Origin of the sequence: Pseudomonas sp. AA-38 (assembly GCF_029457475.1) — a bacterium.
Lineage (GTDB): Bacteria > Pseudomonadota > Gammaproteobacteria > Pseudomonadales > Pseudomonadaceae > Aquipseudomonas.
In genome coordinates this window covers 978,659-993,993 of the sequence record NZ_CP120359.1, presented here as the reverse complement: position 1 = coordinate 993,993, position 15,335 = coordinate 978,659, and the positions used below count along the sequence as shown (strand labels likewise).

13 protein-coding genes are annotated in these 15,335 nt (G+C 61.7%); 2 read left to right on the top strand and 11 right to left on the bottom strand.

Translation table 11 applies throughout. From position 1 onward, the window contains the following. Positions 1–10 precede the first annotated feature (10 nt). From glmM to rlmE, 4 genes are all read right to left on the bottom strand, one after another. Complete coding sequence (gene glmM, locus PVE35_RS04530; protein ID WP_277373934.1) at positions 11–1,348, bottom strand: phosphoglucosamine mutase; 1,338 nt, start codon at positions 1,346–1,348, stop codon at positions 11–13. Positions 1,349–1,368: 20 nt separating this feature from the next. Then, the gene (folP, locus tag PVE35_RS04525; protein ID WP_268181605.1) at positions 1,369–2,220 is read right to left on the bottom strand and encodes a dihydropteroate synthase; all 852 of its coding nucleotides are present in this window, start codon (positions 2,218–2,220) and stop codon (positions 1,369–1,371) included. Between the two features lie 9 nt (positions 2,221–2,229). Then, positions 2,230–4,140 (bottom strand): ATP-dependent zinc metalloprotease FtsH, encoded by a 1,911-nt coding sequence (gene ftsH / locus PVE35_RS04520; protein WP_268181604.1) that lies wholly within the window; start codon positions 4,138–4,140, stop codon positions 2,230–2,232. Positions 4,141–4,312: 172 nt separating this feature from the next. After that, positions 4,313–4,936 (bottom strand): 23S rRNA (uridine(2552)-2'-O)-methyltransferase RlmE, encoded by a 624-nt coding sequence (rlmE, locus tag PVE35_RS04515; protein WP_277373933.1) that lies wholly within the window; start codon positions 4,934–4,936, stop codon positions 4,313–4,315. A gap of 91 nt (positions 4,937–5,027) precedes the next feature. Between rlmE and yhbY the strand changes: the two genes are divergently transcribed. Further along, on the top strand, positions 5,028–5,339 hold the full coding sequence (yhbY, locus tag PVE35_RS04510; protein ID WP_268181602.1) for a ribosome assembly RNA-binding protein YhbY: 312 nt from the start codon (positions 5,028–5,030) through the stop codon (positions 5,337–5,339). Between the two features lie 150 nt (positions 5,340–5,489). On the opposite strand, the gene PVE35_RS04505 is transcribed toward yhbY, so the two are convergent. From PVE35_RS04505 to carA, 4 genes are read right to left on the bottom strand one after another with little or no spacing between them, the layout of a single operon-like run. Then, positions 5,490–5,924 carry a DUF4149 domain-containing protein gene (locus PVE35_RS04505; protein ID WP_277373932.1) on the bottom strand — a complete coding sequence of 145 codons (435 nt, stop codon included), beginning with the start codon at positions 5,922–5,924 and terminating at the stop codon, positions 5,490–5,492. Next, the gene (greA, locus tag PVE35_RS04500; RefSeq protein WP_024309422.1) at positions 5,902–6,378 is read right to left on the bottom strand and encodes a transcription elongation factor GreA; all 477 of its coding nucleotides are present in this window, start codon (positions 6,376–6,378) and stop codon (positions 5,902–5,904) included. Before greA ends, PVE35_RS04505 begins: the two co-directional genes overlap by 23 nt. Continuing rightward, positions 6,375–9,596 (bottom strand): carbamoyl-phosphate synthase large subunit, encoded by a 3,222-nt coding sequence (gene carB / locus PVE35_RS04495; protein WP_277373931.1) that lies wholly within the window; start codon positions 9,594–9,596, stop codon positions 6,375–6,377. The genes greA and carB overlap by 4 nt, the downstream gene beginning before the upstream one ends. 30 nt (positions 9,597–9,626) lie before the next feature. Beyond that, positions 9,627–10,775 carry a glutamine-hydrolyzing carbamoyl-phosphate synthase small subunit gene (gene carA, locus PVE35_RS04490; protein WP_277373930.1) on the bottom strand — a complete coding sequence of 383 codons (1,149 nt, stop codon included), beginning with the start codon at positions 10,773–10,775 and terminating at the stop codon, positions 9,627–9,629. 278 nt (positions 10,776–11,053) lie between these two features. Here carA and PVE35_RS04485 point away from each other — a divergent pair, with 278 nt between their 5' ends. Further along, a complete protein-coding gene (locus PVE35_RS04485) occupies positions 11,054–12,466 on the top strand; it encodes a DNA cytosine methyltransferase (protein WP_277373929.1) in 1,413 nt (470 codons plus the stop codon). 4 nt (positions 12,467–12,470) lie between these two features. Here PVE35_RS04485 and PVE35_RS04480 read toward each other — a convergent pair whose 3' ends face one another. The 3 genes from PVE35_RS04480 to dnaJ form a co-directional block, all read right to left on the bottom strand. Next, a complete protein-coding gene (locus PVE35_RS04480; protein WP_277373928.1) occupies positions 12,471–13,202 on the bottom strand; it encodes a PmeII family type II restriction endonuclease in 732 nt (243 codons plus the stop codon). A gap of 63 nt (positions 13,203–13,265) precedes the next feature. Next, positions 13,266–14,069 (bottom strand): 4-hydroxy-tetrahydrodipicolinate reductase, encoded by an 804-nt coding sequence (dapB, locus tag PVE35_RS04475; RefSeq protein WP_277373927.1) that lies wholly within the window; start codon positions 14,067–14,069, stop codon positions 13,266–13,268. An 84-nt stretch (positions 14,070–14,153) separates the two neighbouring features. After that, complete coding sequence (gene dnaJ / locus PVE35_RS04470; RefSeq protein WP_277373926.1) at positions 14,154–15,281, bottom strand: molecular chaperone DnaJ; 1,128 nt, start codon at positions 15,279–15,281, stop codon at positions 14,154–14,156. Positions 15,282–15,335 lie beyond the last annotated feature (54 nt).

Sequence of the window (15,335 nt, the reverse complement as noted above, 5' to 3'; positions counted from 1 at the left end):
GCAAGCTCAATCATGCGCATACTTCGGCAACAATCTTAGCCAATTCATCGGCATAGCCTTGTACCTGCGCCTCATCGTCACCTTCCACCATGACCCGCAGCAACGGCTCGGTGCCGGACTTGCGCAGCAACACACGGCCACGCCCGGCCATGCGCTCGGTCACCCGCGCACAGGCTTCCTTCACCGACGGGTGCTCCAGCGGGTCGAGGTCACCGGAAAAGCGCACGTTGATCAGCACCTGCGGGCACTTCTTGACCCCCATGCGCGCTTCGGCCAGCGACTGCTCACGACGCTTGAGCGCCACCAGCACCTGCAGCGCGGCGATGATGGCATCGCCGGTGGTGGTGTGCTGGAAGCACACCAGGTGGCCGGAGTTCTCGCCGCCAAGCAACCAATTGCGCGCCTGCAGCTCGGCGATCACGTAGCGGTCGCCCACCTTGGCGCGCACGAAAGGCACGCTCAGCTCCGCCAACGCCAGTTCGAGCCCCAGATTGCTCATCAGTGTGCCGACCACACCGCCATGCAGGCGCCCGCGCTCCTGCAGGTCGCGGGCGATGATGAACAACAGCTCGTCGCCATCAACCACGGTGCCGGTGTGATCCACCATCAGCACGCGGTCGGCATCGCCATCGAAGGCAATGCCGAGATCGGCGCCCTGGGCCAGCACCTCGGCCTGCAGGCCGGCGATATGGGTGGAACCGCACTCGTGGTTGATGTTGAGGCCATCCGGCTGGGCCGCCATCACCTTGACCTCGGCTCCCAGCTCACGAAACACGGCCGGGGCGACCTTGTAGGCCGCGCCATGGGCGCAATCGACCACGATCTTCAGATGGCGGAAGCTGGTGCCAGTGGGCACACTGCCCTTGCAGAACTCGATGTAGCGCCCAGAGGCATCGTTGATGCGCGACGCCTTGCCGATGGCAGCCGACTCCACCACGGTCATCGGCTGATCGAGCAGTTCCTCGATCATCAGCTCGACGGCGTCGGGCAGCTTGGTGCCTTCGCTGGAGAAGAACTTGATGCCATTGTCGTCGTGAGGGTTATGCGAGGCACTGATGACGATGCCGGCATCGGCCTGGAAGGTGCGCGTCAGATAGGCGATGGCTGGCGTCGGCATGGGGCCGAGCAACTGCACGTCGGCACCGGCAGAGGCCAGGCCCGCTTCCAGCGCGGACTCGAACATATAGCCGGAAATGCGCGTGTCCTTGCCGATCAAAATGCGGCACTTGCCCTGCTTGCGAAACGCCATGCCGGCGGCCCAGCCCAGCCTGAGCACGAATTCAGGGGTGATGGGAAACTCACCGACACGGCCACGAATACCATCGGTGCCGAAATACTTTCTAGCCATAACGCGTTCCTTCTTGTTGCTTATTGCGCTGCCTGCACCGCAGCGATCATGCGCACCACGTCCACCGTCTCGGCGACATCATGCACACGCAAAATATGCGCACCCTGAGTCAAGGCCAGGGCCGCCAATGCCAGACTGCCATACAACCGCCCGCCGACTTCGTGGCCGAGCACCTTGCCGATCATGCTCTTGCGCGACACACCCACCAGCAGCGGCCGCCCCAGCGCATGCAGACGCTCCATACGACGAAACAGCGAGAGATTGTGCTCCAGGGTCTTGGCAAAACCGAAGCCAGGATCGAGCACGATACGCTCGGCCGGGATGCCCGCTGCGGCGCATGCTGCCATGCGCTCGACGAGAAAATCCTGCACCTCGATGAGGATGTCGGGATAGCGTGGATCGTCCTGCATGTTGCCGGGCTCGCCACGCATGTGCATCAGGCACACGGGTAAGCCGGTATCGGCAGCGGCGTCCAGCGCACCGTCACGCTGCAGCGAGCGCACGTCGTTGATCAGCCCGGCGCCAAGTCGTGCACTCTCGCGCATCACCGCCGGCGTCGAAGTATCCACGGAAACGATCACGTCCAGCTCACGGGCAATGGCCTCGACCACCGGCGCGACACGCTCCAGCTCTTCGGTCGGCGAAACCGGACGGGCACCGGGACGGGTCGACTCGCCACCGACATCGATCAGCGAGGCCCCAGCCTTGGCCATGGCCTCGGCATGCCGGAGCGCCGCATCGCGCTGAGCGAAGCGGCCACCATCGGAAAAGGAGTCGGGGGTAACGTTGAGAATCCCCATCACTTGTGGACGGGTCAAATCAAGAAGCCGGCTACCACAGGGTAGCCGGCTCAACAGTTGCGCATCGGACATCGATGAACCTTAGTGTTCGGCAGCAGGGCCGCCAATCGGCGCCTCGGGACGGGTACCTTCATCCGGTTTGGCTTGCGGCTTGCCGGAATCACCGCCGCCCCAGCCACGCGGCTCACGGGGCACGCGACCGTTCATGATGTCGTCGATCTGCTCGGAGTCGATGGTCTCGTACTTCATCAGCGCTTCGGCCATGGCGTCGAGCTTGTCACGGTTCTCCACCAGCAGTTTCTTGGCCGTGGCGTAGCACTCGTCGATGATGCGGCGCACCTCTTCATCGATCAGCTTGGCGGTTTCGCCGGAGACGTTGCTGTTCTGGCTACCCATGCTGCGACCGAGGAACACTTCGCCCTCTTCCTCGGCATACATCAGCGGACCGAGCTTCTCGGACAGGCCCCACTTGGTGACCATGTTCTTGGCTAGCTGGGTGGCGCGCATGATGTCGTTCGATGCACCGGTGGTGACGCCGTCGAAGCCCAGGGTCATCTCCTCGGCGATACGGCCGCCGAACAACGAGCAGATCTGGCTGATCAGCGCGCGCTTGCTCAGGCTGTAGCGATCCTCTTCCGGCAGGAACATGGTCACGCCCAGAGCACGACCGCGCGGAATGATGGACACCTTGTAAACCGGGTCATGCTCGGGCACCAAGCGACCGACGATGGCGTGCCCGGCCTCGTGATAGGCGGTGTTGAGCTTTTCCTTGTCGGACATGACCATGGTCTTGCGCTCGGCGCCCATCATGATCTTGTCCTTGGCCAGCTCGAATTCGGCCATTTCCACCAGGCGCTTGCCGGCACGAGCGGCGAACAGCGAAGCCTCGTTCACCAGGTTGGCCAGGTCGGCACCGGAGAAACCTGGCGTACCACGGGCGATCACCGCCGGGTTGACGTCGTCGCCCATCGGCACCTTGCGCATGTGCACTTTCAGAATCTGTTCACGACCGCGGATGTCCGGCAGGCCGACCACCACCTGGCGGTCGAAACGGCCGGGACGCAGCAGCGCCGGGTCGAGCACGTCCGGGCGGTTGGTGGCGGCGATGACGATGATGCCATCGTTCATCTCGAAGCCATCCATCTCCACCAGCAACTGGTTGAGGGTCTGCTCGCGCTCGTCGTGACCGCCGCCCATGCCGGCGCCACGGTGGCGACCGACAGCATCGATCTCGTCGATGAAGATGATGCAGGGCGCGTGCTTCTTGGCCTGATCGAACATGTCACGCACGCGGGAGGCCCCCACGCCGACGAACATCTCGACGAAGTCGGAACCGGAAATGGTGAAGAACGGCACCTTGGCCTCACCGGCCACGGCCTTGGCCAGCAGCGTCTTGCCGGTACCGGGCGAGCCGACCATCAGCACACCTCGTGGGATACGCCCGCCCAAGCGCTGGAACTTGCCCGGATCGCGGAGGAATTCCACCAGCTCGCTGACCTCTTCCTTGGCCTCGTCGCAACCGGCGACGTCGGCGAAGGTGGTCTTGACCTGATCTTCGGAGAGCAGGCGCGCCTTGGACTTGCCGAAGCTCATCGGCCCGCCCTTGCCGCCAGCACCGCCCTGCATCTGGCGCATGAAGAACATGAACACCGCGATGATCACCAGGATCGGGAAACTGGCCACCAGCAACTGCGTCCAGATGCTCTGTTGCTCCGGCTGCTTGCCCTCGATGACCACGTTGTTGTCGATCAGGTCACCGATCAGGCCGCCATCCTGGATGGCCGGACGAATGGTCTTGAAACCTTCGCCATCGGTGCGCTTGCCGGTGATCACGTAACCGTCGACGGTGACGCGCTCGACGCGACCTTCCTTGACCTGCTCGATAAACTGCGAGTAGCTCAGGGTCTGCGGCTCGTTGGGGCTGGAGAAGTTGTTCATCACGGTGACCAGCACGGCCGCGATGATCAGCCACAGGATGAGATTCTTTGCCATGTCGTTCAATTAGCTACCCTCTGAAGCAGGCCTCGTGGCGAAGCAGGCTTCCCATGACGACCAATGATATACCGCCTAACTTACACCAAACGCCCGCGTCCCGCAGGCACCGTCTGTAACCCTTTATGAGACTTGCCAGCATCAGACCGGCGCAAGGCCGCCCCGTTTCAACTCAGACCCCACGAAAGCCACGGGCCAGCAGGTACTGCTCGCGGGAACGGTCACGGGAAGACAGTGGCTTGCGCATCTGCACCTTCTCGAAACTTTCCCGCACCTGCTTGTGGTAAAGGTCGAAGCCTTCACCCTGGAAAATCTTGATGAGAAAATCGCCACCTGGGCGCAGCACGCGGCTGGCCAGATCCAGCGCCAGTTCGCACAGGTACATGGCGCGCGGCTGATCGGCCGCCCTTACCCCACTCATATTGGGGGCCATGTCGGAAATAACAAGGTCGACCGGATTTTCTCCGATGGCTTCGAGAATGCCCGCGAATACAGCATCATCGGTGAAGTCGCCCTGGATGAAGGCCACATCGGGAATACTGTCCATTTCCAGGATGTCGGAGGCGATCAGCCGCCCCTTGTCACCGATCACCCGGCTGGTGACCTGCGACCAGCCACCCGGAGCAGCGCCCAGATCGACCACGGTCATGCCGGGGCGCAGGATGCGATCCTTCTCCTGGATCTCCAGCAGCTTGTAGCTGGCGCGCGAACGATAGCCGTCCTTCTGCGCCATCTTCACGTAGGGATCGTCGAAATGCTCTTTCAGCCAACGCGGGCTGGTCTTGGAACGTGCCACTGCAACCTCGGATTCAACGGGTCATGAATAACAGCGCGGGCTCGGGTAAGATAGGCGCCGTTTTTCCAGACCGAATTAGGTACTAACGATTATGCCGCTCACTCAAGAGCAGAAGAAACAATTCAAATCTATCGGCCACCACCTGAAACCTGTATTGATCGTGGCCGACAATGGTTTGACCGAAGGCGTGCTGGGCGAGCTCGAGCGCGCCCTGAGCGATCACGAGCTGATCAAGGTGCAACTGCGCCTCGCCGAGCGTGAAGACCGCCAGGCTGCCATCACCGCCCTGTGCGAGGCCGGCAAGGCCGAGCTGGTGCAGTCGATCGGCAAGGTCGCCCTGCTCTACCGCAAGAACCCCAAGCCGAACCGCAACCTGTCCAACGTCATTCGTTATCAGGGCTGAAGCGGCTGCAAGCTGCAAGCTGCAAGCTGCAAGCTGCAAGCTGCAAGCTGCAAGCTGCAAGCAAATCAGGATTTGCGCCCTGCCGCTCGATTTGGCGAGCGCTACGCGCTTTTACTTGAAGCTAGTGGCTTGCAGCTTATAGCTGCTCTTTTAGCGGCTCTTCCCCGGTATGGGTTGCACCACCAGTAGCAACCCGCAGAACGCCATCACCAGATAGCTGAAGCGTAGCCAGTACTCGGCCTCGGGCCAGTACTGGCGCACCAGCAGATGGCTCAGGGCCATGGCAGCAACGGCCAGCAGCAACTGGCCACGCACATCGCGCCAGAAACTGGCAAGCCCCTCCACGCGTAACAGCGCAAAAGCCTGCACTGCCACACAGACAGCGGCCAGGCCGATCAGCAGCGGCGTCAATTGCGCGGAAATATCCTGCACCAGCAGCGGCGCCAGCCCGGTCTGGCCAATGGCCGGCAAAATGACGAACTGCAACAACCACAAGCCGCCGACCCAGAGAGTCTGGGCCAACTGCCAACTGACGGCAGTGGCCCGTGACGGCTGTTGCAGTTTAGATGTGGCGGACTTCGACAATCTCGTACTCGACCAGGCCACTTGGAGTCTGCACGCCGACTACGTCACCCTCGCTCTTGCCCACCAGGGCACGGGCGATGGGCGAACCGACGGAGATCTTGCCCTGCTTGATGTCAGCTTCGTCTTCGCCAACGATCTGGTAGGTCACGCTTTCGTCAGTCTCGACGTTGGCGATTTCCACCGTGGTGCCGAAGATCACCTTGCCGGTGTGCTCGATGGTGGTGACGTCGATGATCACCGCATTCTGCAGGCGACCTTCGATATCACGCACACGAGCCTCGACCATACCCTGCTCTTCACGCGCGGCATGGTACTCGGCGTTTTCCTTGAGGTCGCCCAGTTCGCGAGCCTCGGCGATCGCCTGGCTCAGTGCGGGACGACGCACCTTGGTCAGGTGCGCCAGCTCTTCTTCCAGGGCGCGAGCGCCCTGGACGGTCATGGGGTACTTGTTCATGCCTTGATTCCTGCATGCAGATCCTGCAGCCGGCGCACGGTCTTCTCGGGACCGAACTTGAGCGCCTCACAGACCGCCTGACCAGCCGCGATGGTGGTGGTGCAGTAGATCTTGTGCTGCAGGGCGTTACGACGGATCGAGTAGGAGTCAGCAATCGACTGACGCCCCTCGGTGGTGTTGATGATCAGTGTTACCTCATCGTTCTTGATCATGTCGACCACGTGCGGACGACCTTCGGTCACCTTGTTCACGCGACGTACCGGCAGACCGGCAGCCTCGATCACCTTGGCGGTGCCGGCGGTGGCAACCACCTCGAAGCCCAGGGCGACCAGATCGCGCGCGACCTGCACGGCCTCGGCCTTGTCATCCTCACGCACGCTGATAAAGGCGACGCCGGCGTTCGGCAGGATCTCGCTGGCACCGACCTGGGCCTTGGCAAAGGCTTCGCCGAAGCTGTCGCCAACACCCATCACCTCGCCGGTGGACTTCATCTCCGGGCCGAGGATGGGGTCGACGCCGGGGAACTTGGCGAAGGGGAACACCGCTTCCTTGACGCTGAAGAACGGCGGAATGATTTCCTTGGTGTAGCCCACTTCAGCCAGGGTCTTACCAGCCATGACGCGCGCTGCCACTTTGGCCAGGGATTCGCCGACGCATTTGGAGACGAAGGGCACGGTACGCGATGCACGCGGGTTGACCTCAATGACGTAGATGTCCTCGCCCTGCACGGCCATCTGTACGTTCATCAGGCCAACCACGCCGAGCTCCAGGGCCATTTTCTTGACCTGCTCGCGAATCTCGTCCTGGATGTGCGCCGGCAGCGAGTACGGCGGCAACGAGCAAGCGGAGTCACCGGAGTGCACACCAGCCTGTTCGATGTGCTGCATGATGGCGCCGATCACCACGGTTTCGCCGTCGCTGACCGCATCCACGTCCACCTCGATGGCGCAGTTGAGGAAGCGATCCAGCAGTACCGGGCTGTCGTTGGACACCTTCACCGCTTCGCGCATATAGCGCTTGAGCTCTTCTTCTTGGTAGACGATTTCCATCGCACGACCGCCCAGTACGTAGGACGGACGCACCACCATCGGGTAGCCGATGCCCTTGGACAGGGCCAGGGCCTCGTCTTCGCTGCGCGCAGTGGCGTTGGCCGGCTGACGCAGGTTCAGGCGCTGCACCATCTGCTGGAAGCGCTCGCGGTCTTCGGCGCGGTCGATGGCCTCGGGGCTGGTGCCGATGATCGGCACGCCGGCTTCTTCCAGGGCGCGGCAGATCTTCAGCGGGGTCTGGCCACCGTACTGCACGATGACGCCCTTGGGCTGCTCGACGCGGACGATCTCCAGCACGTCTTCCAGGGTCACCGGCTCGAAGTACAGGCGGTCGGAGGTGTCGTAGTCGGTGGAGACGGTTTCCGGGTTGCAGTTGACCATGATGGTCTCGTAACCATCTTCACGCATGGCCAGCGCCGCGTGTACGCAGCAGTAGTCGAACTCGATGCCCTGGCCGATACGGTTCGGACCTCCACCGAGGATCATGATCTTGTCGCGGCTCGACGGGTTGGCCTCGCACTCTTCCTCGTAGGTCGAGTACATGTAGGCGGTGTCGGTGGCGAATTCGGCGGCACAGGTGTCCACGCGCTTGTACACCGGCAGCACTTTCAGCTTGTGGCGGTGCGCGCGCAGGCTCTTCTCGGAAACACCCAGCAGCTTGGCCAGACGCGCATCGGAGAAGCCCTTGCGCTTGAGCTTGAACATCAGGTCGTAATCGATGGCGGACAGACCCAGGGTCTGCACGGTCGCCTCGTCCTTGATCAGATCTTCGATCTGCACCAGGAACCACTCGTCGATACGGGTCAGTTCGAACACTTCGGCGACGGTCTTGCCGGCCCGGAAGGCATCGGCCACGTACCAGATACGGTCGGCGCTGGGCACGGTCAGCTCGCGGCGCAGGGTGCTTTCGGCTTCCGGATCGTTCAGGTCGAGTTTCGGGTCGAAACCGGCAACGCCGACTTCCAGACCGCGCAGGGCTTTCTGCACCGACTCCTGGAAGGTACGGCCGATGGCCATGACCTCACCGACGGACTTCATCTGGGTGGTCAGGCGGGCGTCGGCCTTGGGGAACTTCTCGAAGGCGAAGCGCGGAACCTTGGTCACCACGTAGTCGATGGCCGGCTCGAACGACGCCGGGGTACGACCGCCGGTGATGTCGTTGGACAGCTCGTCGAGGGTGTAACCGACAGCCAGCTTGGCGGCGATCTTGGCGATCGGGAAACCGGTAGCCTTGGAGGCCAGCGCCGAGGACCGCGACACGCGCGGGTTCATCTCGATCACCACCATGCGCCCGGTGTTCGGGCAGATGCCGAACTGCACGTTGGAGCCACCGGTTTCCACGCCGATCTCACGCAGCACCGCCAGGGAGGCGTTGCGCATGATCTGGTATTCCTTGTCGGTCAGGGTTTGCGCCGGCGCGACGGTGATGGAGTCGCCGGTGTGCACGCCCATCGGGTCGAAGTTCTCGATGGAGCAGACGATGATGCAGTTGTCCTTCTTGTCACGGACCACCTCCATCTCGTATTCCTTCCAGCCGATCAGCGACTCGTCGATCAGCAGCTCGTTGGTCGGCGACAGGTCCAGACCACGGGCGCAGATTTCCTCGAATTCTTCACGGTTGTAGGCGATGCCGCCACCGGTGCCACCCATGGTGAAGCTGGGGCGGATGATGCAGGGGAAACCCACCTGCTCCAGCACGCCGTAGGCTTCTTCCATGCTGTGGGCGATACCCGAACGCGGGCAGGCCAGGCCGATGTCCTTCATCGCCTTGTCGAAGCGCGAGCGGTCTTCGGCCTTGTCGATGGTGTCGGCGTTGGCACCGATCATCTCGACGCCGAACTTTTCCAGCACGCCGTGGCGCTCCAGATCCAGGGCGCAGTTCAGCGCGGTCTGCCCGCCCATGGTCGGCAGCAGCGCGTCCGGCCGCTCCTTCTCGATGATCTTGGCCACGGTGGCCCACTTGATCGGCTCGATGTAGGTGGCGTCGGCCATGGCCGGGTCGGTCATGATGGTGGCCGGGTTGGAGTTCACCAAGATGACGCGGAACCCTTCTTCCTTCAGCGCCTTGCACGCCTGGGCGCCGGAGTAGTCGAACTCGCAGGCCTGGCCGATGACGATGGGGCCGGCGCCGAGGATCAGGATACTTTTGATGTCTGTACGTTTTGGCATGGTCTTCTCGAATTCTCTGCTCGGCGGGGCTTAGCGGCGTTTGGCCATTTCATTGATGAAACGGTCGAACAGCGGCGCAACGTCGTGCGGGCCTGGGCTGGCTTCGGGGTGACCCTGGAAGCTGAAGGCGGCCTTGTCGGTACGTTCGATGCCCTGCAGGGTGCCATCGAACAGCGACTTGTGGATCGGACGCACATTGCTCGGCAGGCTGCTCTCGTCCACGGCGAAACCGTGGTTCTGACTGGTGATCATCACCACGCCAGTGTCGAGATCCTGTACCGGGTGGTTGGCACCATGGTGGCCGTGGCCCATCTTCAGTGTCTTGGCACCGGAGGCCAGGGCCAGCAGTTGGTGGCCGAGGCAGATGCCGAATACCGGGATGTCGGTTTCCAGAATTTCCTTGATCGCCTTGATCGCATAATCGCACGGCTCGGGGTCGCCAGGACCGTTGGAGAGGAACACACCGTCAGGATTCAGGGCCAGCACTTCGCTGGCCGGCGTCTGCGCCGGCACCACGGTCAGGCGGCAGCCGCGGGCGACCAGCATGCGCAGGATGTTCAGCTTCACGCCGTAGTCGTAGGCCACCACATGGTATGGCAGCTCCTCGGCCGCGATCAGCGGGTGGCTGTCGCTTTCCAGGTTCCACACACTGGAGCGCCATTCGTAGGGTTTGGCGCAGGTGACTTCCTTGGCCAGATCCATGCCTTTGAGGCCCGGGAAACTGCGCGCCAACTCCAGCGCCTTCTCTTCGGTGGCATCGTCACCAACCAGAATGCAGCCGTTCTGCGAGCCCTTCTCACGCAGGATGCGAGTCAGGCGGCGGGTATCGATACCGGCGATGGCGACGGTGCCGTTCGCTTTCAGGTATTCGTCCAGCGGCTGCTTGTCGCGCCAGCTACTGGAAATCAGCGGCAGGTCGCGAATGATCAGGCCGGCCGCCCACACGCTGCAGGACTCGCCGTCTTCCGGGGTGGTGCCGGTATTGCCGATGTGCGGGTAGGTCAGGGTGACGATCTGCTGGGCATAGGACGGATCGGTGAGAATTTCCTGATAGCCGGTCATGGCGGTGTTGAACACCACCTCTCCGATCGTCTGGCCATCGGCCCCGATGGAATCGCCGCGAAAAATGCTGCCGTCAGCAAGGGCCAAAATGGCAGGTTTGGGGGCTGGCTTAGTCAAGAAGACCTCCGTCTCGAACAAGGCTTGAAGCAAACGCAGGTTGTAAAAAAGCGGGATGACGTGTGAAGGTCATCCCGCTTTTTTATTTGAGCCATTCTGCGTAACTTTTAGTGGACACACTAAAACAGGAAGCTTACAGGAAAAGCCTAAAAATCGAAAGGCGCAAAGACCAAAAAGGCGTTCGCCCACCTCTACAGCCTTCCAAGGCCAGGGTTGACAGCAGTCAGACTCCAGGAAACCATTGGTACCTTCTACAGGTTTCGCACGAGAAACCCCGAATGAGTACCAAAATCAGCATCGAAGATGCAGCGCGCCAGCTTCGGATAAGCCCACAGCGCACTCGAACGCTCTGCAGAGCACAAGTGCTCGACGCAGAACGAGTAGGCAAGACCTGGATAATCGACCAGGAAAGCGTGACCCAATACGGATTAAGAACAGCCCACATGATTGCAGAGGATCATCCTGCCTACCATGCGCCCGAGCGCAACAAGAATGCCCCCATCGCGCTGAGCTTCTTTTCCGGCGCCATGGGCCTGGATCTGGGCATGGAAAAAGCCGGTTTCGATATCCGCCTAGCCTGCGAGTTCGACAAGTACTGCCGACAAACTATCGCCCTAAATCGCCCCAATACAGCGCTGTTAGGCGACATCAATGCCTGCACGGCCGGGCAGGTACTCAAAGCAGCCGGCGTACTCCGTGACGAAATCGACGTCATCATCGGCGGCCCTCCCTGCCAGGCATTCAGCACTGCAGGCAAGCGCAAAGCCTTCAATGACGAGCGCGGCAATGCCTTCCTGAAATTCATCGACCTGGCCCTGGAAATCAGGCCACCCTATATCGTGATCGAGAACGTGCGCGGTCTGCTGTCTTGCCCGATGGATCACCGCCCGCATGATCAGCGGGGCCCGGACTTTCCAGACCTGTCCCTAGACGAGATGAAAGGCGGAGCACTGAACTTCGTTCTGAGCAAGCTGAGCAACGCCGGCTACGCATGTTCCTTCAACCTGTACAACTCGGCCAACTTCGGCACTCCGCAAATTCGTGAGCGGGTCATTATCATCTGCTCACGAGACGGCAAACCCGCCCCATTCCTCACTCCGACACATAGCGAAGACGGCAGCCTGGGACTGCCCACCTGGCGCACCGTACGCCAGGCACTGGAAGGGCTTGAAGACCATCATCATCTGAATTTCCCGGAGAAGCGTCTGCGCTTCTACCGCCTGCTCAAGGCTGGGCAGAACTGGCGTGATCTCCCTCCTGACCTACAACGTGAGGCACTGGGCAAGTCCTACTTCTCAGGAGGCGGCAAGACGGGCTTTTTGCGTCGCCTGGCCTGGGACAAACCATCCCCGACCCTGGTAACGCACCCCGCCATGCCGGCAACGGATCTGGCGCACCCTGAAGCGGATCGCCCACTGTCGATCGAGGAATACAAACGCATCCAGGAGTTTCCAGATGGCTGGCAACTGGCCGGCCCGCTGATCCAGCAATACAAGCAGGTCGGCAATGCCGTGCCGATCAGTCTGGGCCATGCCGTCGGCAAACTGCTACGAGACCTGCTCGCCGGCAAGGCGCAGGAAGCACCACGCAGTTTCCGCTTCTCACGTTACCAGGCCACCTGCCATGACGAATGGCGCAGGGCGTTCGAGCAACAACGGCGCAAGGCTCAGCTAGAGCTGGCGATTGGCTGAAGCCTCAGGCTTGTGAATTGAAACGCAGCAGGCGCGCCCAGTCGATGGCACCCTGCTCGTCGCAAAATTCAAGGGTGAATTCACGGGTAAACTTGTTGATCATCTGCCCGTAGTTTTCGGCGAACTCATCATTGCGCTCACGCGCCTTGAAGCCCAACGGCTCGATCAGCTCCACATAGAGCTGATCGTCTCCGGAGATGAATGACCAGAAGCGCTGGCCGCAGTACTTGTAGTAGCTGCCTTTGTCCGGCTTTTTGTCTCGTCCATAGCAGCAACCGTTGACAGCAACGACCTGCAAGCCGGAATTGCTTGTACGCAAGGTACGCTGTGCCGTCAGGAAATTGGTTTTCATCTGATCAATCTGCCCTTTGTTAGCCCATTTAGGGCCGGACTTGATCGCCACGATGTAACGCACACCTTCTTTATTAAACTCAAGGTCGATACCGGCAATCCCGGATTTCCAACCGTCGTATACCTGGCCATTGATAAAAATGGCCAACTCCTCAAGCCAACTCCCGAACAAAGTTTCCTCGTTGGAGGAAATATGCGCATCCACGATAGCGCGAATGATCTGCTCTGCCGTCAGTACATGCTTGGCCCTGAACATGTAGGGATTCTTGCGCTTCAGGACATCCTTGAGCTTCAGGCGCCCCAGACTGGCAATACGCTTCTCGTGAAATGAACCGATATTCAACTCGACGTAGCGGGCGACATCATCCAGCTTCAAAGGCGTCATCAGTAACCTACCCCACACCATCCATGCACGAGCGGGAGATCAATCTCCCGCACCTATATAGCCCTACCTCAGCCCCAACACGTCCTGCATGTCATACAGCGCGGCATCACGTCCGGCCAGCCACAGCGCCGAGCGCACGGCGCCCTTGGCGAAGGTCATGCGACTGGAGGCCTTGTGGGTGATCTCCACGCGCTCGCCGTCGGCGGCGAATAGTACGGTGTGATCGCCCACCACGTCGCCGGCACGCACGGTGGCGAAGCCGATGGTTTCACGCTCACGCGCGCCGGTCTGGCCTTCGCGACCGTAGACGGCGACCTTCTGCAGATCACGCCCCAGCGCGTCGGCGACCACCTCCCCCATACGCAGCGCGGTGCCGGACGGTGCGTCGACCTTGTGCCGGTGGTGAGCTTCGATGATCTCGATATCCACGTCATCGCCCAGCACACGGGCAGCGGTATCCAGCAGCTTCAGGCATAGGTTGACGCCCACGCTGAAGTTGGCAGCGAAGACGATGGGAATCTGCTTGGCCGCGTCGCTCAGTTGCTGCTTCTCTTCCACAGTAAAACCTGTGGTGCCAATGACCATGGCCTTGCCGGCCTGACGGCAGACTTCCAGATTCTTCAGGGTCACCGATGGATGGGTGAAGTCGATCAGCACGTCGAAGTCATCGACCACCGTCGCCAGGTCACCCACCAGGGTCACGCCGATCTTGCCAAGGCCGACCAGCTCACCGGCGTCGGCGCCAATCAGGCTGCTGTCGGCGCGGTCGATGGCCGCGCTGAGCCTGGCGCCCTCGGCCTGGCTCACGGCCTCGATCAGGGTCTTGCCCATACGCCCGGCGGCGCCCATCACTGCGATACGTTGCATAACATCAGCTCCAAGCTGCAGGCCTCAAGCGGCAAGCCAAGCGCAATACCTCTTGCCGCTTGTGGCTTGCCGCTTGATGCTCAATTAAACGTCACCGAAGAAGCGCTTCACGCCCTCGAACCAGCCACTGGCCTTGGGCGAGTGGGAGTCGTCGCCCTGCAGCGACTTGCGGAACTCCTCGAGCAGTTCGCGCTGACGCTTGTTCAAGTTGACCGGCGTTTCCACCGCCACCCGGCACATCAGGTCGCCTGCCGCACCACCCCGTACCGGGGCCACGCCCTTGCCACGCAGGCGGAACAGCTTGCCGGTCTGGGTACCTTCGGGGATCTTCAGCTTGACCCGACCATCAAGGGTCGGCACTTCCAGCTCGCCTCCCAGGGCGGCGTCGGCGAAGCTGATCGGCACCTCACAGTACAGATGCTTGCCGTCACGCTGGAAGATCGCGTGCTCGCGCACGTTGACCACCACATAGAGGTCGCCGGCCGGGCCGCCATGGGCACCCGCCTCGCCCTCGCCGGATAGGCGAATGCGGTCGCCGGTGTCGACGCCTGGCGGTACCTTGACCGACAACGTCTTGCTCTCTTCCACACGGCCCTGACCATGGCAACTGCCACAGGGGTCGGTGATCATCTTGCCGGTGCCATGGCAGCGCGGGCAGGTCTGCTGTACGGAGAAGAAGCCCTGTTGCATGCGTACCTGACCGATACCGCCACAGGTGGTACAGGTCACCGGGCTGGTGCCTTTCTTGGCACCCGTGCCATCGCAGGTCTTGCAACCGACCAGGGTCGGCACGCGAATGGTCACGTTGGTACCACGCACCGCCTCTTCCAGATCCAGTTCCAGGGTGTAGCGCAGATCCGAGCCGCGCTGAGCGCCACCACGAGAACCGCCACGGCCACCGCCGAAGAAATCGCTGAACACGTCACCGAAGATGTCGGAGAAGTTGGCGCCGCCGAAACCGGCACCGCCAGCGCCACCCATCTGCGGGTCGACACCGGCATGACCGTACTGGTCATAGGCCGAACGCTTGGCCGCATCGGAGAGCACTTCGTAGGCCTCGTTGGCCTCCTTGAAGCGCTCTTCGGCCTCTTTGTCATCCGGGTTGCGATCCGGATGGTACTTCATCGCCAGGCGGCGGTAGGCCTTCTTCAGATCCGCCTCGCTGGCGCCGCGTTCCACGCCCAGGATGTCGTAATAGTCTCGTTTTGCCATAGTTGTGCTGCACTCTCAGATTCGTGAGCTCCAGATACGCCGACGCGGGAGAGA